The organism is Plebeiibacterium marinum (genome assembly GCF_026013615.1).
Classification (GTDB): Bacteria; Bacteroidota; Bacteroidia; order Bacteroidales; family Marinilabiliaceae; genus Saccharicrinis; species Saccharicrinis marinus_A.
In genome coordinates, this window is record NZ_JAPDPI010000016.1 from 11,176 (window position 1) to 34,847 (window position 23,672).

Here is a 23,672-nt window from a genome sequence, read left to right on the forward strand (position 1 = left end):
CGAGACCTCGGATTACGTTATGGGAAAACATTTCAAGATATAGTTATCCTAAATGCATAGCACCCTAATCTCTATAGGCTATTAGCTATAAGCTATCGGCTATCCGCTATAAGCTACCCACTATAAGCCATAAGCTATAAGCTACCCGCTAAGAGCTATCGGCTTCCAGCAATCACCTATTCTAAATAAAATAAATTTCCTGTTGTCATTGATATAATGAACTATTATATTTGTACACTTTTTTAAAACGAAGGAAATTCATATAATATAATGAGTGCTAAATTCAAAGAATACAAAGGGTTAGATTTGTCTCAGGTTAACAAAGATGTGTTAAAAGAATGGGAAGCTGACCAAACATTTGAAAAGAGTGTTACTACACGAAAAGGAAATCCAACATTTGTTTTTTACGAAGGACCGCCTTCTGCTAATGGAATGCCGGGGATTCATCATGTTATTTCGCGCTCATTAAAAGATATTGTTTGTAGATATAAAACCCAGCAAGGATTTGAGGTAAAAAGGAAAGCGGGATGGGATACGCATGGCCTTCCAGTGGAACTGGGTGTTGAAAAGTCTTTGGGTATCACAAAAGAAGATATCGGTAAGAAGATTTCTGTAGCAGAATACAATGCAGCATGTCGTAAGGATGTGATGAAATTTACCGATAAGTGGGAAGATCTGACCCATAAAATGGGATATTGGGTTGATATGGAAGATCCATATATCACTTATGAAAATAAGTATATAGAAACGCTTTGGTACCTGTTAAAGGAATTATATAAAAAAGGACTGCTTTACAAAGGATTTACTATCCAGCCTTATTCACCAGCTGCGGGTACCGGTTTGAGTACGCATGAATTGAATCAGCCGGGATGCTATCGTGATGTAAAAGATACTACCTGTACTGCCCAGTTTAAGGTTGTGAAGGATGACAAGTCAGAGTTTTTATATCAAGGGGTTGAAGAAGAATTGTTCTTTTTGGCCTGGACTACCACTCCATGGACTTTGCCTTCAAATACAGCTTTGGCTGTAGGTCCCCAGGTAACTTATCAAAAAGTAAAAACATTTAATCCATATACCGGGAAGCCAGCCGTAGTAATCTTGGCGAAAGATTTGGTGTCGGCCTATTTTAATCCTAAAAATGCAGAGTTATCGTTTGAAGATTATCAGCCAGGCGATAAAAAGATTCCTTTTGAAATTCTTGAAGAATACACAGGAAAAGAACTAGAAGGCGTAAGATATGAACAGCTGATTCCATGGATCAAGCCGGATGGAGACGCATTTAGGGTGATTTTGGGAGACTATGTTACCACTGAGGATGGAACCGGTATCGTTCATATAGCCCCTACATTTGGTGCTGATGATGACAGGGTGGCAAAAGTAGCCGGAATTGCGCCATTGATTCTTATAGATAAAGATGGAAAGCAAAATCCTATGGTAGATAAAACCGGAAAGTACTTCCTGATCAAAGACCTGGATGCTGCCTTTGTTAAAGATTTTGTAAACCTGGATACTTATTTGGAGTATGCAGGTCGATTTGTTAAGAATGATTATGATGAAAAACTTACAGACAAGGATCCTTCGTTAGATGTGGATATTGCTGTAATGTTGAAGCTTGAAAATAAAGCTTTTAAAGTAGAAAAGCACACCCATAATTACCCTCATTGCTGGAGGACCGACAAGCCGGTTCTGTATTATCCTTTAGATTCGTGGTTTATAAAAACTACTGCAGTTAAGGATAGGATGATGGAGTTGAACAAAACCATCAACTGGAAGCCTGAGTCAACAGGAACAGGACGTTTTGGTAAGTGGTTGGAGAATCTGGTTGACTGGAATCTTTCCCGTTCCCGTTACTGGGGTACTCCTCTTCCAATCTGGAGAACGGAAGATGGTAAGGTTGAAAAATGTATAGGGTCGGTTGAGGAATTAACAGCCGAAATTAACAAAGCAATTGAAGCCGGGGTGATGGAGAAAAGTCCGTATGGGGAATTTACGCCTGGAGATTTTTCTAAGGAGAACTACGAAAAAGTAGATCTTCACCGTCCTTATGTTGATGATATTGTTTTAGTAAGTGATGATGGTGAAAAAATGTTCCGTGAACCAGATCTGATTGATGTTTGGTTTGATTCGGGGGCAATGCCTTATGCTCAAATGCATTATCCGTTCGAAACCAGCTGTGATGCCGGGGCATCACAGCTGGTGTTTCCTGCCGATTTTATAGCGGAAGGCGTGGATCAGACCCGCGGGTGGTTTTTTACGCTTCATGCCTTGGGAACTATGTTGTTTGATTCGGTTGCGTTTAAAAATATCATTTCAAATGGCCTTGTTTTGGATAAGAACGGGAATAAGATGTCCAAGCGTTTAGGAAACGCAGTCGATCCATTTGAAACAATTGAGAAGTTTGGTTCCGATCCGCTTCGCTGGTATATGATTACTAATGCCCAGCCATGGGATAACCTGAAGTTTGACCAGAATGGCATAGATGAAGTAAAGCGTAAGTTTTTTGGAACCTTATATAATACCTATTCGTTTTTTGCCCTTTATGCCAATGTTGATGGCTTTACGGGAAAAGAAGAAATGGTACCTGTTGAAGAAAGGCCGGAGATTGACCGTTGGGTTATCTCATTGTTAAATACCTTAATCAAAGACGTAACTTCAAGTTTTGAAGCATATGAACCAACAAAAGCAGGTAGAGCTATTCAGAATTTTGTTACAGAAAATTTAAGTAACTGGTATGTGCGCTTAAATCGTAAGCGTTTTTGGGGAGGAGACTTTTCAAAAGATAAACTTGCCGCTTATCAAACATTATACACCTGTTTGGAAACGGTGGCTATGCTGTCGGCTCCAATTGCTCCGTTTTATATGGATCAGTTGTATAAGGATTTGAAAATGGTTTCAAGTGAAGAGGAAGTGGAGTCTGTACACTTAAGCAAGTTTCCTCAGGCCGATGATTCAATGATTGATACGGCACTTGAACAGCGTATGCTTTATGCTCAGGATATTTCATCAATGGTGTTGGCATTGCGAAGAAAAGAAAGCTTAAAGGTTCGTCAGCCATTGCAAAAAATAATGATACCAATTCTTGATACTGAGTTCCATGACCAGGTAGAGAAAGTGAAAGATTTGGTATTGTCAGAAGTTAACGTAAAGGAAATGGAATTCCTTACAGACACTTCCGGTGTGTTGGTTAAAAAAATTAAACCAAACTTTAAAGCTTTAGGTCCCAAGTACGGTAAAATGATGAAGCAGATAGCTGCTTTTGTTAACCAGATGCAGCAGGAAGATATTGCTGCCATTGAGAAGGACGGAAAGGTAAATGCTGATATAGACGGGCAGCCGGTTGAGTTGTCTCTTGAAGATGTTGAGATTATGTCGGAAGATATTCCTGGATGGTTGGTTGCCAGTGAAGGAAGGCTTACGGTTGCTATGGATATTCACATTAATGAGGAGTTAAAGCAGGAAGGTATTGCAAGAGAATTTGTTAACAGAATCCAGAATATAAGAAAGGATTCGGGCTTTGATGTTACCGATAAAATTGTACTTAAAATACAGAAAAATGACGCTATAAATGACGCTGTAATCAACTTTAAAGATTATATTGCAGCACAAACTTTAGCCGAGGAAATAAATCTTGCGGATTCGTGTAACGAAACCGAAGGAAAACTCGTAGAGATTGATAACAATGTCGAGACCTACATCTGTGTGAGTAAAAAAGCATAGTGAAACTCAAATTTAACGTTATGGCAGAGAAAACAAGATATTCCGATGAGGAGTTGAAAGAATTTAAGGAAATTATCATTTCAAAGTTAGACAAGGCTAAAAAAGATTACGAACTTCTTCGTAATACAATAACGCATGGAGATGGAAATGATACGCAAGATACGTCTCCCACGTTTAAAGTCCTTGAAGAAGGAGCTGCCGTGCTTTCAAAAGAGGAAGCTGGGAAGCTGGCCCAACGCCAGCTAAAATTCATTCAGCATTTGCAGGCTGCATTGATTCGTATCGAGAACAAAACCTACGGCGTATGCAGGGAAACAGGTAAGCTGATTTCAAAAGAACGTTTACGTGCTGTTCCTCATGCTACCTTGAGTATTGATGCGAAGAGGAATCAGAAGTAATAAGCTGATGGCTAATAGCTGATGGCTAATAGCTCGTTGGTTTTATAAAGAGAGATAAAAGAAGTTTGTAAAGGGCAACAGGTAGTCTGAAGATCTGTTGTCTCTCATCTATTAGTCTGTATAAATGCTTTCATATTTAAAGAGGCCTTTAACTGTTGTTTTATTGGTTTTACTAGCCGACCAGGCATTAAAAATTTGGGTGAAAACCCATATGATGATTGGGGAAGAGTTCAATGTAATTGGCGACTGGTTTATCATTCATTTTATTGAAAACAATGGTATGGCTTTTGGTATGGAGCTTGCCGGTAAGTTTGGGAAAATTATCCTAAGCGTATTCCGTATTATAGCTGTTATTGGTATTGGCTATTATCTGAATAAGCTTACAAAAAAGGATGTTCCCTATGGATTGATCTTCAGTATTTCATTGGTATTGGCAGGTGCGATCGGGAATATCATTGACAGTGCTTTTTATGGAATGATCTTTAACGACAGTTACCCTCAGGTCGCCAGTTTGTTCCCTGCAGAAGGTGGTTATTCTTCATTTTTGCATGGTAAGGTGGTGGATATGTTTTACTTTCCTATTGTAGAAGGTTATTTCCCGCAGTGGTTGCCTAAATGGGGGGGAGACCATTTTGTTTTCTTCCGTCCTGTTTTTAATATTGCAGACTCTGCGATAACAGTCGGAATTGCCATTATTTTAATTTTTCACCGTAAATATTTTAAGTGATACGTTCAAACGTGTTAAATTTTTCTAACATATAGAAAGCATATGACCGGAAGTTGGCTATTTCATATAAAGTGGCTAACTTGCGGCGTTTTTTTGACTAATTGTTGCAATTGTAAAAAAACAACAAACAAAATCCTGGTAAATGGGCGTGATTCATTTATTGGGATGTTTTATGTAAATATATTTGAGTTACAGTTGGTTGAATGCCTTTTGTGACTGATATTGAAACTGGATACTTTCATCAATTTCTGACCCTTTAAGATATATGTGGCTCAGGAAGCGAAGCGTACCTAAAAGTGTAAACACATGATAAAAAAACTTCTGATATTGGTTGTAGGCGTCTTGATTTGTACGTCGTATCAAGGATACTCTCAGGATGTAGATGTTAAAAATGTAGATGTAAATGCCCTTTCTGATGACCAGATAATGCAAATTATTTCGGAAATGGAGAGTAGGGGTTTGAGTGAAAACGAAGCTATCAATATGGCACGTTTAAAAGGGATGTCGAATAGTCAGATTTCTCTGTTGCAAAAGAGGATACAAGAGGTTAAGTTAAGTGGGGGACTTGATAATTATCAGCAGGAAAACAGTTCTACAGGTGAAAATGCTACGAATGTAACTGAGCTGTCAAAAAAAGCCCTGGTAGATGAAAATATGGTAGAAGAAAAGATTTTTGGTTTTTCATTCTTTAACAATACCAATTTAAGCTTTGAGCCCAGTGTTAATATTCCCGTACCGGATAGTTATGTTTTGGGTACAGGCGATGAAGTAATTATTGATATTTGGGGGGCATCGCAACAGAGTTATCAATTAGAGGTAAATACCAACGGGCAAATCAATATTCCTTTGGTTGGGCCAATTTATGTAAGCGGGCATACCATGCAATATGCTAAGGGAGTCATTACTGAGAAACTATCTTCTATTTATAGTGATTTAAGAAGTTCCACTCCAAGAACGTTTGCCTCAATACGAACAGGTCAGTTAAAATCCATTAAAGTTAATGTGCTGGGTGAGGTTTTTGCACCAGGTACCTATACTTTACCAGGTACTTCTACCCTGTTCAATGTTTTGTATCTATCAGGAGGGCCGAATAAACAAGGTTCGTTCAGGGATATACGCTTAATCCGCAATGGCAAAGTGATTAGTAATCTCGACGTATATGATTATTTGATTAATGGGAATAGCACTATAAACGTTCCTTTAATGGATAATGATGTAGTGATGATACCTACATATAAAAAGCGGGTAAGGGTAGATGGTGAATTTAAACGAAACGGTATTTTTGAGGCTAAAGATGCAGAAACAGTTCAGGATTTAATAATTTATGCAGGTGGTTTTACTGAGGAAGCATATAAAAGCAAACTGAAGCTATACAGGAATACTGGTAAGGAACGCGCAATTAAAGAGGTGTCGGTAAATAATGCCAGTGATATTGAATTATATAATGGGGATAGGCTGTCTGTTGGGAAGATTTTAAACAGATATGAAAATATAGTTAGCATTAGTGGTGCTGTTTTTAGTCCTGGGGATTTCGAATATACAGAAGGTCTTACTTTAAAAGGTTTGGTAGATAAAGCTGATGGGGTAATAGAAAATGCCTTTTTAAACAGGGGATTGATTACTCGATTAAAAGAAGATTATACGCCTGAAAATATCTCGTTTGATGTGGGCAAAATATTAAGTGGAAATGAAAGCATTGACCTGAAAAGAAACGATAAGGTTTTTATTGCCTCTATTGATAATACCAGGGAAAGTAGAACCGTAGCTATTTGGGGTGAGGTTAAGGATATGGGCGAATTTCCTTATGCGGATAACCTGACTATAGAAGATTTGGTTTTAATGGCAGGAGGGTTTAAAGAGAGTGCCTCAGAATCTACTATTGAAGTACGACGGAGGTTATCTTATGATGAAGCAGATAAGAATTCCACTCAAAGTTCTGAATTATTCTATTTCAGGGTTTCACGTGATTTAAAACTGGATGAGCAGGCAAGTCAGTTTGTACTTAAGCCATATGATGCCATAGCTGTTAGGTATATGCCAGGGTGGGAAAGCAATGGTTCGGTTACGGTTAATGGCCAGATTATGTATGGGGGTATCTATAACCTGACATCCGCAAAGGAGCGTGTTTCTGATGTCATTAAAAGGGCAGGAGGGTTAAGGGAAAATGCTTACCCGATTGGAGCAACCTTAATAAGGAAGGTGTATATTAGTGATGAGGAGCAAGCTAAGAGGGATGAATTGATGGAAAAGGATTCAACCCTGACTTTTTCGGAACTTGATTTTGAAAATGTGAGTGTAAATTTGGAGCGTATTATTAAAAATCCGGGTTCAAAAGAAGATATTTATATGCGGAATGGGGATGTGCTTCGTATCCCAACTTCATTGCAAACTGTAAAAATTTCTGGAGAGATCCTGAACCCCTCATCCACGGTATATGAGAAATCATTTAGTGTAAAAAAATATATTAATATGAGTGGTGGGTTTTCGTTAAATGCTAAAAAAGGTAAGACCTATGTGCTGATGGCTAATGGAGCATCTCATGCCACCAAGGGCTTTTTGTTCTTTAGAAGATATCCGAAAGTTACTCCCGGAGCAGAGATCGTAATTCCTAAAAGACCGGAACGACAAGGTATGACACCGCAGGCCTGGATTGGAATCGGAAGTGCCCTGGCTTCTATGTCGCTGACGTTTATTACGATTGCGGATAGACTTTAGGGATAGTGATTGGTCAATGGTTAATGGTCAATAGACAATTGACATTGTGTCATTGGTCAATAGTCAATGGTTATTGGTGATTAGTGGAAGGGGTTATTATGGATTGGAGAGAAGAGGGAATTGCCAGAATAAGATCTAATAACCAATAACTAAAGACCAACAACTAGTATTATGCGCCTTAATAATTTTGAAATAGATAGTATCAAAAAAGCTTGTGCTGAGGTTTTTGGGGAGGATGCTAAAGTGTTTCTTTTTGGTTCCAGAACTAATGATCAGAAGAAAGGCGGGGATATTGATTTATTGATTCAGAACAAAGGTATGAAAGGAAGTGTAGTAGAATTAAAAATTGATTTCCTGATTAAACTAAAAGAATACATAGGTGAGCAAAAAGTGGATGTTTTGATAGATGTCGGTCAGGAATTGGATGGTGTATATATAACAGCATTGGAAGAAGGCATATTGTTATGACTCAAGAAGAAAAATTGTACCAGGAACGCCTGCATAGATCACTTGAGCGATGTGAGATTCATTTGTCAAGAATTCACTCAGCACAAAGGAGGCTATCGGAAATCTTTGACATTGATGAAGAAAAATACAATAGTTTTACAGAAGACGATATTTCGCATTTGGATCAGTTGATCTATAGATTCTCTAAGCTTCAGGATGAAATTGGATCAAATACTTTTAAATTTTTACTAATTGGTTTAGGCGAAGATATAGAGGGTAAGGCTTTTAAGGATATGTTGAATCGATTAGAAAGCTTGAAAATTATAATTTCTGTTGGTGATTGGATGCGGCTTCGAGAAATTAGAAATATGATGGCTCATGAATATCCAACTTTTGTACAGGATACTATCGAGAAACTGAATCTGTTTTATAATAGTATCCCTGCTTTAGAAGAAGTTTATATGAATATTGTTGGAACTATTAAAAACTATAATTTGTAAAAATTCGCATTATTAGCGTTCATTCGCAAAATTCGCAAACAAATGAATAAAGAAAACAATGCAAACAAGCAACATGATCAACGTATACGAGAAGAACAAAAACGTTTTTTAATAAAGGAAAGATAATTATGTTGTAAGTTAAAAAATAGAGAAATAGCATATAAAAAATGAATATTCCTGAAAAAATAACGAATATATGCTGCATAGGTGCAGGTTATGTTGGTGGACCAACTATGTCTGTAATAGCTCAGAAATGTCTTGGAGTAAAGGTTACAGTAGTTGATTTGAATCAAGGTAGGATTGATGCCTGGAATAATGAAGATTTAGATAAGCTACCTATTTTCGAACCTGGATTAAAGGAAGTTGTTGAAGTAGCAAGAGGTAGAAATTTGTTTTTCACGACAGATGTGGATAAGGCTATTGACGAAGCTGAAATGATATTTATTTCCGTAAACACGCCGACTAAAACTTATGGTGTGGGTAAAGGAATGGCTGCAGATCTGAAATATGTCGAATTATGTGCCAGGCAAATTGCTAAAGTGTCAACTTCGGATAAAATTGTTGTTGAAAAATCAACTTTACCGGTTAGAACAGCTGAAGCCATTAAAACCATCCTTAAGGCAGAAGGGAATAAAGTTAAGTTTCAAATATTGTCTAATCCTGAGTTTTTGGCCGAAGGAACAGCGATAACGGATTTGCATTATGCAGATAGAGTTCTAATCGGTGGGGATCAGGACGAGGAAGGACAAAAAGCAATTCAACGCTTGGTTGATGTGTATTCACATTGGGTTCCAAAAGAAAAGATATTAACTACAAATGTTTGGTCGTCGGAGTTATCTAAGTTAACGGCAAATGCCTTTTTGGCACAAAGAGTATCTTCTATTAATGCGATATCAGCACTGTGTGAAGAGACTGAAGCAGATGTGGATGAAATTGCTAAAGCGATAGGTGCAGATTCCAGAATTGGTTCTAAGTTCTTAAAATCTTCCGTTGGATTTGGTGGCTCTTGTTTTCAAAAAGACATACTAAACTTGGTATATATAGCCAGATCTTATGGGTTAGATGAGGTGGCTGAATATTGGGAACAAGTTATTATGTTGAATGATTATCAAAAAAGAAGGTTTGCAGAAAAAATTGTAAAAACCTTATTTAACACGGTGTCTGGTAAGAAAATAGCTATTCTTGGTTGGGCATTTAAAAAAGATACAAACGACACACGGGAGTCAGCTTCGATATATGTGGCAGATTATTTACTTAATGAACAAGCCGAATTATATATATATGATCCCAAAGTAAAAGAAGAGCAAATATACGCAGACCTAGATTGCCTTAATACACGATCAGAAGAGGAAAATAGGGAATTGGTTCATGTTATCAAAGATCCGTATCAAGCCATGGATGATTCACATGCTGTTGCGATTTTAACAGAATGGGATGAGTTTAAGCGTTATGATTGGGATAAAGTATATAAAAGTATGAAAAAACCTGCTTTTTTGTTTGATGGAAGAAATATAATAGAAAGTAATGCTTTAGTAAGTATTGGTTTTAGTACATATAACTTAGGAAAAGCTAAATAATGGATACTAATCAGAATATTTTAAAAGTAAATAAAACTCAAACGGATCATCAGATTATAAAAGATGACGAAATTGATTTAATTGCGCTGATAAAAACTATTTGGGATGGACGTAAAATAATATACTATTCAGTTGGAGTTTGTGTTTTTATTGGGTTATTAATTGCCTTTTTAAGTCCAACTAAATATACTGCATCAGCAACATTATTACCTTCTTCTGAAAATAAAAGTAGTAGCGTGGGTGGGCTTGGAGCCTTAGCAGGTATGGCTGGAATAAATTTGTCATCAATGATGGGACAATCGGACGGTATTCCGGCAGAAATCTACCCTCAAATCGTAAATAGTTATCCTTTTTTAAATGAGTTTATTTACGAAAAATTTCATTTTGAGGAGTATGAACAGCCGATTTCTATTTATGATTATGTGGTGGCAGATACTATTCCTTCTGTAGGTTCTCAAATTGCTAAATATACGATTAGGTTGCCTTGGACGATTAAAGAAAAAGTCTTTTCTAATGAAAAAAAGGGTATTATAAGTAATGTTGATTATGGAGTTTTATATCTATCAGAAGAAGAATTAAAGGTTATTGAATCGGTATATGAATTGTTTAGAATTGGAGTTGATGAAGAGACAGGGTTAGTAGTAATAACTGTAGAAGTTGAGGAACCAATTTTAGCAGCCCAGTTTGTAAAAAAAGCTGTTAAGCTATTGCAACGCTATATAATTGAATATAAAACTAAACAAGTACGGGAACATTTAAAATTTGTAAAAGGCCGTTATGAAGAAAAGAAGCAAGAATATGAAAAGGCTCAGTTAGCATTTTATAATTACAAGGATAGTCATCGTAATATCATTTCAGAACGTGTTGATCCTGAATTTCAAAGATTAAGCGATGAGTATGATATTACTTTAACAGTATATAAAGACCTGTCTACTCAGCTAGAAGCAGCAAAGATTGCTGTTAAAGAAGAGAGTCCTGTTTTTTCGGTTATTGAACCAGCGAAAGTACCGGATGAGAAATCCTCACCAGTAAGGAAAAGTATATTGTTGATAAGTATGATTGTAGGTGTGTTCTTCGGAGTATGTTTAGTAATAGGGTTAATTATTTATGATAATATTAAGGATAAGCTTAAATAAATATGTTACAGTTAATAGGAAGAGAAAAAGAACTCTTTGTTGAAGACATTACTACAAATAGAGAAGACCTTTCTTCTATAGTATCAGCATCTTCATTTCTTGTAATAGGAGGAGCTGGGTCAATTGGACAGGCGGTTACAAAAGAAATATTCAAGCGTAACCCAAAGAAATTGCATGTTGTGGATATTAGCGAGAACAACATGGTAGAACTTGTAAGAGATATTCGCAGCTCTTTTGGATATATCGATGGGGATTTTCAGACATTTGCCCTTGATATTGGTTCTGTTGAATATGACGCATTTATTGAAGCTGATGGTAGATATGATTATGTATTAAACCTATCTGCGCTTAAGCATGTAAGGAGTGAAAAGGATCCTTATACGTTGATGAGGATGATTGATGTGAATGTATTAAATACCGACAAAACGATTAAACAAGCAATTTCCAAAGGCACTAAAAAATATTTTTGTGTATCAACAGATAAAGCAGCTAACCCTGTGAATATGATGGGGGCGTCGAAAAGAATAATGGAAATGTTCTTAATGCGTCGTAGTAAAGACATGAAAATTTCTACGGCGAGGTTTGCTAATGTAGCATTTTCAGATGGCTCGTTATTACATGGTTTTAATCAGAGGATACATAAGAAACAACCAATAGTGGCACCGAAGGATATAAAAAGATATTTTGTTACTCCGCGAGAATCAGGAGAATTGTGTTTAATGTCCTGTATTTATGGAGATAATATGGATGTTTTTTTTCCTAAACTGAGTGAGAATTTACATCTTATTACTTTTGCAGATATTGCAGTTAAGTATTTGAAAGAACTCGGGTATGAACCATACCTATGCGAAACAGAAGAGGAAGCTAGAGAGTTAGCAGGTACTTTGCCTAATGAAGGTAAATGGCCGTGCTTGTTTACTCCAAGCGACACAACTGGTGAAAAAGATTTTGAAGAATTCTATACGAAGGAAGAAGTGCTGGATATGGAAAGATTTTTAAATCTAGGTATAATTAAGAACGAGTTCTATTCAAATAACGAAAAGCTCGAATATTTTGAGAAAAGTATAAATAGTCTGAAGCTGAAAAAGGCTTGGAAAAAAGAAGATATCGTAAGTTTATTCTTTGAGATGATTCCAGACTTTGGGCATAAGGAAACGGGTAAATATCTCGATAGCAAAATGTAATGGAAAAGTTTAAGAGACTGCACGATTATATAAGGGAGGCATATTCGACCCCAAAGGAATTTATACCTTTACACGAACCTAGATTTGTAGGTAATGAGAAGGCTTATGTTAACGATGCGATTGATTCTACATTTGTATCTTCGGTTGGAGAATATGTTAATCGTTTTGAACAAATGATGTGCGATATTACCGGGGCAAAACATGCAGTTGCTACAGTTAATGGAACATCGGCTCTACAAATAGCTTTAATACTATCAGGAGTGCAGAATGGAGATGAGGTAATCACTCAAGGTTTATCATTTATTGCTACGGCAAATGCAATTAGTTATTGTGGTGCAGAACCTGTTTTCATTGATGTTGATAAAGAAACAATGGGGCTGTCGCCAAATTCCCTTAACGATTTTTTAAAAGAATGTTCGGAGCAACGAAATGGAGAATGTTTCAGTAAATTAACAGGAAAACGTATTGCTGCTATTGTACCTATGCATACTTTTGGTCACCCTGTTGATATTGATGGAATTATTAATGTTGCGAAGGAATATAATATTGCTGTCGTTGAAGATGCAGCAGAATCGTTAGGAAGTTCATATAAAGAGAAGCATACTGGTACTTTAGGATTATTAGGAGCCTTTAGTTTTAATGGCAACAAAACTGTTACTTGTGGTGGAGGTGGAGCAATAGTTACTAATGACAAAAGTTTGGCCTTAAAAGCGAAACATATAACTACAACAGCAAAAGTTCCGCATCCATACGAGTATACCCATGATATGATTGGATATAACTTTCGTATGCCTAATTTGAACGCAGCTATGGCCTGTGCCCAGTTAGAAAAACTCGAGGAATTTGTTAAGAATAAAAGGAACTGGGCAGAAAAACTATCGGCTTTCTGTAAAGAGAATAAGATCGATTTTATTCTGGAACCTAATAATTCCTGTTCGAACTATTGGTTAAATGCTATTTGTTTGGGAAATAGAGAAGAAAGAGACAACGTTTTGGAATACCTAAATAAGCATGGTGTTATGAGCCGTCCTATCTGGACATTGTTGTATAAAATGCCTATGTATGCCGGTTGTTATAAAGATAGACAAACTAATGCTCAATGGCTCGAAGATAGGATTGTCAATATTCCGAGTAGTGTAATTTTGTGATGGATAGAATCATTCTTGTAGGAGGAGGAGGACATTGTAAATCTTGCATCGACGTTATCGAGCAAGAAGGTAAGTATAAAATTGAAGGTATTGTAGACCCAAATGAAGAGGTGGGACATAAAATATTAGGCTACCCTGTCCTTGGTTCAGATGATGACTTGCCAAAATTGATTGATAAATTTAAAAACGTATTAATTACAGTTGGACAAATAAAATCCGCTGGGTTAAGGATTAAACTTTACAAGTTAGCCAAAAGCCTGGGTGCTGAATTTCCGGTTATTGTTTCTCCCAATGCATATGTTAGTACATATGCTAAAATAGAAGAAGGAACAATTGTGATGCACCATGTGGTTGTTAATTCAGAGGCACAAATCGGCATCAACAATATTATTAATACAAAAGCATTGGTTGAACATGAGGTTCAAATCGGAGATCATAATCATATTTCAACAGGAACGCGAATAAATGGGCAGGTGAAAATAGCAGATGAGTGTTTTATTGGCAGCGGAGCAACGCTTGCAAATAATATAATATTAACTGAGAAAGTGATTGTACCTGCAGGAAAGACTGTTTATAAGGATATTGTAAAATCAGGTATTTATATCAACAAGAAGAAATAAGCAAGTATATCATGCATACAATAATAATTGCCGAGGCAGGAGTCAATCACAATGGCGATATAAATATTGCGAAAAAGTTAATAGAAGTCGCTGCGGAGTGCGGTGTTGACTATGTAAAGTTTCAAACGTTCAAAGCAGATAAATTAGTTTCAAAGAGTGCAAAACAAGCGGAATACCAAAGTCAAAATATTGGCATAACGGAGTCGCAATATGAAATGCTCAAAAGACTTGAACTGTCGATAGAGGATCACTATCTACTCATCAAACATTGTAAGGATAATAACATAGGTTTTCTTTCAACAGGGTTCGATTCGGATAGTTTAAATTTCCTTAAGGAAATTGGTATGGAGTTATGGAAAATTCCATCCGGGGAAATTACGAACCTGCCTTATTTAAAATTTATGGCTAGTCAACCACAATCTCTTGTTCTTTCAACAGGGATGGCCACTATTGATGAAGTAGAAGATGCCGTTAATGTTTTAACTAAATTTGGAAAGTCTAAGAAAGAAATTACAGTTCTGCATTGTACGACTGAATATCCTGCACCTTTTAATGAAGTTAACCTGAAAGCCATGAAAACAATGGCCGATACATTGGGTGTAAAGACAGGATATAGTGATCATACGCAAGGAATAGAAATACCTATTGCAGCAGCTGCCCTAGGGGCTACTTTAATAGAAAAGCATTTTACGCTTGATAGAAATATGCCAGGACCTGATCATAAAGCTTCGATTGAACCGTGTGAATTAAAATCTATGGTGGATGCAATTAGAAACATTGAGCAGGCATTGGGAGATGGGAACAAAAAACCATCTGCATCTGAGATTAAGAACATTCAGGTTGCTCGAAAATCTATTCATGTAAACAAAGAACTTGAAAAAAGACATATACTAAGAGAGCAAGACCTTGAGATGAAAAGACCTGGTGATGGAATTTCTCCGATGAAAATGGATGAAGTGATTGGGAAAACATTGAAGAAAACCATAGGGAAAGGGTCAATTTTAAAATGGGAGGACATAGAGTGAATATTGGTGTATTAACCAGTTCCAGGGCTGACTATGGAATTTATCTTCCTTTGTTGAAAAAGCTAAAGGAGGATTCTTTTTTTGATTTAAACCTTATAGTTTTCGGTACTCATTTATCTCCGTATCATGGAAATACGGTAGACCAAATTTTAGATGATGGTTTTGAAGTAAAGTATCAGATTGAATCTATGCAGGCAGGAGATTCATCCAATGCAGTTTCTACAGCAATGGGGTTGACAAGCATAAAGTTTGCTGAGTTTTGGGGGAATTATCAAAACAACTTTGATATCGTATTGTGTTTGGGTGATCGATATGAAATGTTTGCTGCGGTAAGTGCAGGAATACCATATGGAATTAAATTTGCGCATTTGCATGGCGGTGAAAAAACATTAGGGGCAATTGATAATGTGTTCAGACATTCAATTACTTTAGCTAGTTCTACTCACTTTGTTGCGACAAAAGAATATGCCAAAAGAGTTGCCGAATTAACAGAAAGTAAATCTAATACTTTTGTTGTTGGGGCATTAAGTCTCGACAATCTGAAAAATCTACCGTTGTTGTCTATTAGTGATTTCAACAATAAGTTTGATATAGACTTAGGTGCACCAACTATACTTACAACATTTCATCCAGAAACAATAGAGGTTTCAAAGAATCAGGAATACGCAAATATTTTATCAGAAACATTTAGAGAGCTTTCTCAGAAGTTTCAAATAGTAATCACTTTGCCTAATGCGGATACGGAAGGTTATAAAATAAGAAAAGCTTTTTTAGAACTTCCTCAAAAAACAAATAATAGAGTTATATGTGTTGAAAATTTTGGTTCTTTAGGGTATTTTTCATGTATGAAACATTGTAGTTTTCTTCTTGGAAATACTTCTAGTGGTATTATTGAAGCAGCAAGTTTTCAAAAGAGAGTGATTAATTTGGGAGATCGTCAAAAAGGAAGAGCTTGTGGTAGTAATGTTTTACATATACCTATTGATAAAGAGGAAATCAAAAAGGCTGTGTCATGTATTCAAAATTCACACTCTTGCGATATAGAGAATCCTTATTATCAGGGTGGAGTGGCAGATAAAATTATTGAAGTTCTTAAAATGAGAAATATCTAAACAATGAAAGACTTTCAAAAATATATTATTAATCAGGGAGATAACATTCTTAAGGCATTTGAATTATTAAATAATGTTCCCGAAGCTCTAACTTTATTTGTGGTAAAAGACAATAACAAGATGGTGGGAACTTTAACAGATGGTGATATAAGAAGGGCATTTCTAAAAGGAAAGTCTACTAATGACAAGGTGTGTGATTTTATGAAGAGTAGTTTCCATGCTTTACATCAAGATATAAATCCTATACAGATTAATGAAATTAAAAAGTTGGGTATTCACTTATTACCAATTCTAAATAATGATGGTTGTATAAGAAAAGTTATAGATCTAAATAAAAAACAAACGGTTCTGCCTATTGACGCGGTAATTATGGCTGGAGGTAAAGGCGAAAGATTAAGACCACTAACAAATAATACACCTAAACCCATGTTGCCATTAGGAAATAAACCGATAATAGAACATAATATTGATCGGTTAATTTCATATGGTATTGAAAATATTTACATTTCAGTAAACTATTTAGCCGATCAAATTAAAGATTATTTTGGAGATGGATCTTCTAAAGGTATAAATATAAAATATCTTGAAGAAGAGCAATTTTTGGGTACGATTGGTTCAGTTAGCATGGTGTCGGAATTTGCAAACCCTTATGTATTGGTAATGAATTCAGACTTGTTTACGGATGTAGATTTGGAAGATTTGTGGATCAATATGGTTGAAGAAAAGGCAAATTTATCAGTTGCTTCAATATCTTATACGGTAAATATACCATTTGCAATTATGACCCGAGAGGGTGGTAGAATTACTGGGTTAAAAGAAAAACCTAGCAATACGCATTATGCAAATGCTGGGATTTATCTAATGAAAACAAAAGAATGTTACCGTATTCCTAAAGATTCTTTTTATAATGCGACTGACTTAATAGAAAATATTATAGAAACGGGCGGAAAAGTGATTGATAATCCAATTACAGGATATTGGATTGATATAGGAAGGCACGAAGAGTATAATAAAGCACAAGAGATTATAAAACACCTTAAGCAGAATTTTTAATGCCTCAGATTACTAAAGACACATTGATTATTATTCCTGCCAGGGGAGGGTCAAAGGGTTTACCAGGTAAAAATATTAAAACGTTGAGAGGTAAGCCTTTAATATGTTATACCATTGATGCAGCCAGAGAAGTTGCTGAAGATATTGATATATGTGTATCTACTGATGATTGTGAGATTAAGAATGTTGTTGAAAACTATGGACTAAAAGTTCCATTTTTACGGCCAACAGAATTGGCTACAGATACAGCAGATGCTTATTCGGTAATTTTACATGCATTAAGGTATTATGAAGGTTATGGTGTTAATTATGAACAGATTATTCTATTGCAACCAACTTCTCCGTTTAGAAATGGAAAACATATTAAGGAAGCTAATGATTTATATTCAAATGATATAGATATGGTTGTTTCTGTAAAGGAAACAAAAAGTAACCCATATTATTTACTATTTGAAGAAAACGAAAAGGGCTATCTAGAGAAATCAAAAAAAGGGGATTTCACCAGAAGACAAGATTGCCCTAGAGTGTGGGAATATAATGGTGCAATTTATATTATTAATGTGGAATCATTACTAAAAATGAAAATGAATCAATTTAGCAAAATCATTAAATATGAAATGGACGATTTAAGTTCTGTTGATATAGACGATGAAATGGATTTTCAACTTGCTGTAACTTTATTTAAGTAGTTTGTATGAGTAAGGTTAATGTTTTGAAAAACAGTATTTTTTATACTATAGGCAATATAGTTCCCAAAGCAGCTCAATTTCTTTTACTACCTTTATATACTCAATACTTGTCTCCTGAAGAATTTGGTTTAGTAAATTCGATTAATATTTTAATACTTATATTAACTATTTTATTTTCGTTATCATTAGATAAAGCAATTTTTCGATTATACCATGATTATAATAGTACAGATAAAAGAACTTTAATTAGTACATTATTTTTACTAATGAGTCTTGTTTCGATAGTATTATTAACTATATGTTTTGTTTTTAAAAATGTGGTTTCTCTTGTTTATGAAACAATTCCATTCTACCCTTATTATATTATTGCTTTTTTGATTACTTATTTTAATATTTTCAGTTTATTACCAAAGGCATTATTGCAAGTTGAACAAAATGCCTTAGGATTTATAAAGCTTACGTTATCAGAATTTCTTTTGAATACGGGTGTTATTGTTCTCTTGGTGGTAATCTGGAAACAAGGGGCTTTGGGGATGCTTCTTGGTTTAGGAGCGACATCTGTATTGTTTTTACCTTACTATTTTACATTTTTAATAAAAAGAATTAACTGGAAATTCGATAGGTTAATTGCAGTAGAAGTTATTAAGTATTCCTTACCGTTGGTTCCTATGATATTAGCATCTTGGATTTTAAATGTTTCGGATAGAGTGTTTTTAGAACGGTTTATTGGATTGAAAAGTGTAGGAATCTATTCATTAGGATATAAGATGAGTGAAATTGTCTTAGTTTTTTCAACTGCATTTAATAAGGCATATGAGCCTTACTATTATAAAATTGCTAATATGAAAAATATTAGCATTATTTCAATAAAAGAAAAATTAAAAAAAATTAATGACTTATTTGTTTCTGGGATTTTATATATATCTTTTTTGGTAATTTTATTTACTCCTGAAATCGTTGGTCTTTTAGATGAAAGATACTTAAGTGCAAAAGAATATGTTCCAATTTTAATAATAGGTATTGCAATTCTACAAATTTCTGGTTTGTTCGGTTTTACAATACTTCAAAGCAAGAAAAGTAAATTTCTAATGTATTCATCTTTAGTAAGTGCAATTATGAATATTGGGCTAAATATTTTGTTTATCCCCAAATATGGTGTTTATGGAGCTGCATATTCAACAACTTTATGCTTTCTATTACTGTTTATAATTAAATATTACTTTTCTAAAAAGGCTTTTTTTATTTCCTTTAACTGGAAGTTGTTTTTTTTTCAGATAATGTTTCTATGTGGAGTATTAATTACTGTAAGATTTTTAACAAATGTTGTTAATCAGGCTTTTATAATAAAAGGAAGCGTTTCTTTGATTACCTTAATACTATTATTGAGAGAACACAGTGCTTTAATGGAACAATATGAATCGTACTTTCGTAAGTATAAAATTTTAAGAATAATTAAAAAATAATTATGGGTTTTATTTTTTCTTCGATTCCTTTCTCTGAGTCTAAAAAAATTGGAGATATCTATTTTGCAGGGAATGTTATTAAAAAAGATCATTTACTGATTGCAATAAAAGGTTTTATTTATCCGGAAGACTATTCAGAGAGTGAATTAATTGATATATACATTAATTCAGGAATTGACGAGCTTAGTAAATTGAATGGCGAGTTTTCTATTGTAATATATGATCTTCAATCTGATTTGTTAAAGATTGTCAATGATAAGATTGGGCGAAATAGTTTATTTGTTTATAAAAAAGATGAACAATTTTTAGTAGCTGATAATTTTTGGAATGTTTTAAGTGTAATTTCACCTAAAGAAGAAGATGTTTCAGTGCAATCTGTTAAGGAATGGCTTTACCTGTTTTTTCCTCTTCAAAATAAAACGATTATAAAAAATTTGGAATATTTTCCTTCTGCTTCAATTGGGGAATTTGATTTTAAGACAAAATTGTATAAGAAGTCTGCATATTGGAGTTTTTCTGAAGTGACCATTGATGAGAGTATAAAAGATGAGAATGTACTAGACGAATTTTATAGTTTAATTGATAACGGAATAAAGTTTATTAAAAATAAACATGGAAAGGATAAAGTATATGCCTGCAGTGTTAGCGGTGGACTAGATTCTCGGATATCGCCTTATTTTTGTTTGAGTAATAAGATGAAAACTATTTCCTTTAGTATCACTTCAGGGAAGTATAGTATTTTCCCTTTCGTACCTAGATTAAGGAAAATTGTAAAAAAAATCGCTCAATTTTATGGAATAAAACATTATTTTATCGATGATAAAAAAACATCTTTTGAACAGAAGATGTTCCTTGATATTAAGAATTTACCATTTGGCCATACTAATATACACAAAACCGTTGCTGTTAACGTACCTTATTTTGATGTTCATATTAATGCAGGTGGTCCTGAAATGATGTCATCCACGCTTACCGGTATTCAAGATGTTAAAACGAGTAAGGATTTTAGTGATTATATTTTATCCCGATTGTCTTTATTAAATTGTCCGAAACCGAATTTTGAGAAAAGGTTCTTCAAGAGATTAAAAGCAATAGTTGGTATTAAAGAGATATTCCCTGACAAATTAGGTATTGCAGATCAGGATATGCTGAGCAGAGGTTTGATGAACTATAAAATTGAAGATGACAATGAAATTAATTATTTTACATACTTATATCAGCAAATAGCTTCAAAAACTGGGAATGGAGCTTTTGAAAATTTAACTGGGACAAAACACTCATATTCTCTTTTCTTTCCTTTTGCTACAGATTTCTTAGCCAGATTAAAACCTGAATTTAGACAGAGCCGAATTATTCTAAAAAAATTTTTGATAGAAAAATTCCCTGAGTTATCTAAGATTGCACATGAACATAGTATGCGTGGGGTGTATTTTGAAAGCGAAACAAAACTAAGCTGGGGATACCAGTTTTTACAGAAAGTACTTGGTCGGGTTAGGAAGGAGGGGGTTCCCGGAAATCAACTTAAATCTAGGAAGTATAAGAATAGATTCGACAAAATTACAAGTCAATTTAACCCAATTTTCAATAAATGTTTGGAAGATGAAGTGATTAATCAAAGTAAAAAGTACCATTGGCATTTGTACCTGCAGATTGTCAAGGTGAAATGTTTATTGGATATAATATACAACAAAGAGTGGAGTAAGTATGTTGATTTTGATATAGAAAGTTGATTTGTATGATAAAAAAAAGTGTTAGAAAATTTATTGCTGATATTTTCAATCTTATTAAGTTAACAAAGATTGTCGATTTTTTTAATTTACTAAAACTGGAGCAAGAGATATCCAAATATGAAAACCGTTGGAAATGTTCGATAGAATTTGTTTATCAAGGTAGTTATAATTTATCAATTATTGGAGATGGTAGGTTTTTTATCCATGAAACTAGTCACCTTAAGTCGGATACATTTATTGAATGTACAGGAGGAGTAGAGATAGGAAAGTATTTTCATACAGGTAGAGGATTAACCATCTTTTCTACAAACCATAATTATAACTCAGATGAGTATATTCCGTATGGGGAAGAGAGTATAGTTGGAGAGGTCGTAATTAAGGATTTTGTATGGTTGGGTTCTAATGTAACCATAGTACCTGGCGTAACAATTGGCGAAGGAGCGGTAGTAGGTGCAGGAGCCGTTGTTACTAAAGATGTGCCGGCATGTGCAGTTGTAGGCGGGAATCCAGCGAAAGTTATAAAATATAGAGATAAGGAAGTTTTTTATAAGTTGAAAGCCGAAGGGAAATTTTTTTAATGGAATTTGATATCTTAATTTTTATCCAAGCAGCAGGAGATACTGTGTATGCGATGGATTTATTGGAAAAAAACAAAGGTAAAAGGATTCATTTATGTGTTGTTAATGTAGCAAATGTCTATAAACATTTGAAAGATTTATCACTTGATAATTTAGTGGTTGAATTTTTCCCATATGTTAATTTGCATCATAAGAATCCAATTTCTATTTATAATGCAAAAAGATCAACTAATAAAATATATAGAGATAAGTTTAAAAATAATCAGTATAGAGAGATTGTTTTCTTTTCCCGGTTTTTCGATTGGTTTACGACAACTGTTATTGCCAAATATCTAAAGTCTAACAAGGTAAAGATAAGGTATTTAAATTACAATGACTTTGTGGCAGTTAAATCGGATGAGGAACTTACGATAACTTCTAAAGGATATTTTGCTCGTCAATATTATATTTCAATTGTTAAATTGATCACTGGGGTACGTTATCTTTCACGATATAAGACCCGAACTATTGAATTTGACCATGAATACTACAAAATAGAAAGTGAAATAATTAAAGAGGCTGTTAATGTGCCCGAAGAATACAAAGTTAGGTTTGATTTTTTGTGTGCCAATACTATACTTTTTATGATTTCACCTGTAGAGCTAGATTTTATTACATTGGGTGCGAAGAGGGAAATCGAACTTTTTTTAAGAGGTTTAGGTGAATCAGGATACAAGCCTGTTGTTAAGGGACATCCCAGGTTGGGGATTCCTAAAGAGTTAAAGGAAAGTTTTGAAGGTGTAGTTCCTTGTGAGATACCTATAGAATTAATTGATTTAACTAATGTAAAGTTCGTTTTAGGGATTGTTTCGTCAGGGTTGTGTACTTTAGTCCAAGAGAAAGATATTCAGGTTTTTTCTTTGTTAAATGTTTTGGAGTTTAAAAAACAGGAAGTTGTTGAAGGTTACAAAAAATTTTTGATAGAACGCTCTGATAATAAAATCAAATTTCCGAATACCTTATATGAATTGAAAGGACTTCTTTAAACTAGAATTGTTAAACATTGCAGATAATGATTGAAACCAAGACGAAGGTAATTAGTGTGTAGTAATAACAAAATAAACGGTAAATTAAAGTATAAAATATGGCTCCGCTTGTAACAGTAGTTACCGTAGTGTTTAATGATAAGTTAAACATTGAAAATACAATCAAAAGTGTAATACAACAGAGTTATAAAACGGTTCAATATATTGTTATAGATGGTAACTCGTCAGACGGCACTTTAGATATTATAAACAGATACCGAGAACATATAGATGTTTTAATTAGTGAACCTGACAAAGGAGTTTACGATGCCATGAACAAGGGGATTGGTAAAGCCGCTGGGGATTGGATTATATTTATGAACTCAGGAGACCTCTTTTACAACGAAAGTGTGTTGGAAGATATTTTTAGTTTCGATATTTCAGCTGATGTTATTTATGGCAATATTGTTTATGCCCACGATAATGAGAAAGTGGTAACTCCTCGGAAACTGGATACTTTTTGGAAGGGACTTCCTTTTAATCATCAGGCATCGTTAGTTAGGACAGAACTATATAAAAAATATAAATATGATTTGAGATATAGTATTAGTTCAGTACACGATTTCTTTTTTAAGTTATTTAATGAGGGTTATAGATTTAAATATACTGATAGGACAATTGCAATATATGATTTAACAGGGATGTCTGCGACATCGTATAAGTGGTTAGTTGATAATTGGAATATAAACATGAAACACTCAAAAACTAAAATGCATTTGGTTATTGGAGCACTAATGTTACACTTTCTGTCAAAAATAAAAAGAAGCATTTTACGTAAAAATAAATAAT

Annotated in this window: 20 protein-coding genes; all 20 read left to right on the forward strand. The window is 34.4% G+C overall.

Translation table 11 applies throughout. The features are described from left to right. Nucleotides 1–270: 270 nt before the first annotated feature. The 20 genes from ileS to OM074_RS09245 all read left to right on the forward strand — a co-directional run bounded on the left by ileS (nucleotide 271) and on the right by OM074_RS09245 (nucleotide 23,671). The gene (gene ileS, locus OM074_RS09150) at nucleotides 271–3,717 is read left to right on the forward strand and encodes an isoleucine--tRNA ligase (RefSeq protein WP_301199160.1); all 3,447 of its coding nucleotides are present in this window, start codon (nucleotides 271–273) and stop codon (nucleotides 3,715–3,717) included. Between the two features lie 20 nt (nucleotides 3,718–3,737). After that, nucleotides 3,738–4,115 (forward strand): TraR/DksA family transcriptional regulator, encoded by a 378-nt coding sequence (locus OM074_RS09155; protein WP_301199161.1) that lies wholly within the window; start codon nucleotides 3,738–3,740, stop codon nucleotides 4,113–4,115. Between the two features lie 124 nt (nucleotides 4,116–4,239). Then, on the forward strand, nucleotides 4,240–4,842 hold the full coding sequence (locus OM074_RS09160; RefSeq protein ID WP_301199162.1) for a lipoprotein signal peptidase: 603 nt from the start codon (nucleotides 4,240–4,242) through the stop codon (nucleotides 4,840–4,842). Nucleotides 4,843–5,148: 306 nt separating this feature from the next. Next, nucleotides 5,149–7,557, forward strand: coding sequence for an SLBB domain-containing protein (locus OM074_RS09165; protein ID WP_301199163.1), 2,409 nt, complete (start codon nucleotides 5,149–5,151; stop codon nucleotides 7,555–7,557). 171 nt (nucleotides 7,558–7,728) lie between these two features. Next, nucleotides 7,729–8,025 (forward strand): nucleotidyltransferase domain-containing protein, encoded by a 297-nt coding sequence (locus OM074_RS09170; protein ID WP_301199164.1) that lies wholly within the window; start codon nucleotides 7,729–7,731, stop codon nucleotides 8,023–8,025. Next, the gene (locus tag OM074_RS09175) at nucleotides 8,022–8,504 is read left to right on the forward strand and encodes a hypothetical protein (protein WP_301199165.1); all 483 of its coding nucleotides are present in this window, start codon (nucleotides 8,022–8,024) and stop codon (nucleotides 8,502–8,504) included. Before OM074_RS09170 ends, OM074_RS09175 begins: the two co-directional genes overlap by 4 nt. A gap of 167 nt (nucleotides 8,505–8,671) precedes the next feature. Continuing rightward, nucleotides 8,672–10,081 (forward strand): UDP-glucose 6-dehydrogenase, encoded by a 1,410-nt coding sequence (locus tag OM074_RS09180; protein ID WP_301199166.1) that lies wholly within the window; start codon nucleotides 8,672–8,674, stop codon nucleotides 10,079–10,081. Next, nucleotides 10,081–11,217 (forward strand): Wzz/FepE/Etk N-terminal domain-containing protein, encoded by a 1,137-nt coding sequence (locus tag OM074_RS09185; protein ID WP_301199167.1) that lies wholly within the window; start codon nucleotides 10,081–10,083, stop codon nucleotides 11,215–11,217. Before OM074_RS09180 ends, OM074_RS09185 begins: the two co-directional genes overlap by 1 nt. A gap of 2 nt (nucleotides 11,218–11,219) precedes the next feature. Next, complete coding sequence (locus OM074_RS09190; RefSeq protein ID WP_301199168.1) at nucleotides 11,220–12,401, forward strand: UDP-N-acetylglucosamine 4,6-dehydratase; 1,182 nt, start codon at nucleotides 11,220–11,222, stop codon at nucleotides 12,399–12,401. Continuing rightward, entirely contained in the window at nucleotides 12,401–13,549 is a 1,149-nt protein-coding gene (locus tag OM074_RS09195; protein WP_301199169.1) for a LegC family aminotransferase, read from the forward strand. Before OM074_RS09190 ends, OM074_RS09195 begins: the two co-directional genes overlap by 1 nt. After that, nucleotides 13,549–14,169: an acetyltransferase gene (locus OM074_RS09200; protein WP_301199170.1), complete on the forward strand. Its 621-nt coding sequence runs from the start codon at nucleotides 13,549–13,551 to the stop codon at nucleotides 14,167–14,169. Before OM074_RS09195 ends, OM074_RS09200 begins: the two co-directional genes overlap by 1 nt. A gap of 11 nt (nucleotides 14,170–14,180) precedes the next feature. Next, nucleotides 14,181–15,194 (forward strand): N-acetylneuraminate synthase, encoded by a 1,014-nt coding sequence (gene neuB, locus OM074_RS09205; RefSeq protein ID WP_301199171.1) that lies wholly within the window; start codon nucleotides 14,181–14,183, stop codon nucleotides 15,192–15,194. Then, nucleotides 15,176–16,306, forward strand: coding sequence for a UDP-N-acetylglucosamine 2-epimerase (neuC, locus tag OM074_RS09210; protein ID WP_301199172.1), 1,131 nt, complete (start codon nucleotides 15,176–15,178; stop codon nucleotides 16,304–16,306). Before neuB ends, neuC begins: the two co-directional genes overlap by 19 nt. A gap of 3 nt (nucleotides 16,307–16,309) precedes the next feature. Beyond that, complete coding sequence (locus OM074_RS09215; protein WP_301199173.1) at nucleotides 16,310–17,359, forward strand: nucleotidyltransferase family protein; 1,050 nt, start codon at nucleotides 16,310–16,312, stop codon at nucleotides 17,357–17,359. Further along, nucleotides 17,359–18,048: an acylneuraminate cytidylyltransferase family protein gene (locus tag OM074_RS09220; protein ID WP_301199174.1), complete on the forward strand. Its 690-nt coding sequence runs from the start codon at nucleotides 17,359–17,361 to the stop codon at nucleotides 18,046–18,048. Before OM074_RS09215 ends, OM074_RS09220 begins: the two co-directional genes overlap by 1 nt. Nucleotides 18,049–18,053: 5 nt before the next feature. After that, nucleotides 18,054–19,511: an oligosaccharide flippase family protein gene (locus tag OM074_RS09225; RefSeq protein WP_301199175.1), complete on the forward strand. Its 1,458-nt coding sequence runs from the start codon at nucleotides 18,054–18,056 to the stop codon at nucleotides 19,509–19,511. Between the two features lie 2 nt (nucleotides 19,512–19,513). After that, on the forward strand, nucleotides 19,514–21,241 hold the full coding sequence (locus OM074_RS09230) for an asparagine synthetase B family protein (RefSeq protein WP_301199176.1): 1,728 nt from the start codon (nucleotides 19,514–19,516) through the stop codon (nucleotides 21,239–21,241). A 5-nt stretch (nucleotides 21,242–21,246) separates the two neighbouring features. Continuing rightward, entirely contained in the window at nucleotides 21,247–21,819 is a 573-nt protein-coding gene (locus tag OM074_RS09235; RefSeq protein ID WP_301199177.1) for an acyltransferase, read from the forward strand. Continuing rightward, entirely contained in the window at nucleotides 21,819–22,844 is a 1,026-nt protein-coding gene (locus OM074_RS09240; protein WP_301199178.1) for a hypothetical protein, read from the forward strand. The genes OM074_RS09235 and OM074_RS09240 overlap by 1 nt, the downstream gene beginning before the upstream one ends. Before the next feature lie 98 nt (nucleotides 22,845–22,942). Next, the gene (locus OM074_RS09245; RefSeq protein WP_301199179.1) at nucleotides 22,943–23,671 is read left to right on the forward strand and encodes a glycosyltransferase family 2 protein; all 729 of its coding nucleotides are present in this window, start codon (nucleotides 22,943–22,945) and stop codon (nucleotides 23,669–23,671) included. Nucleotide 23,672 lies beyond the last annotated feature (1 nt).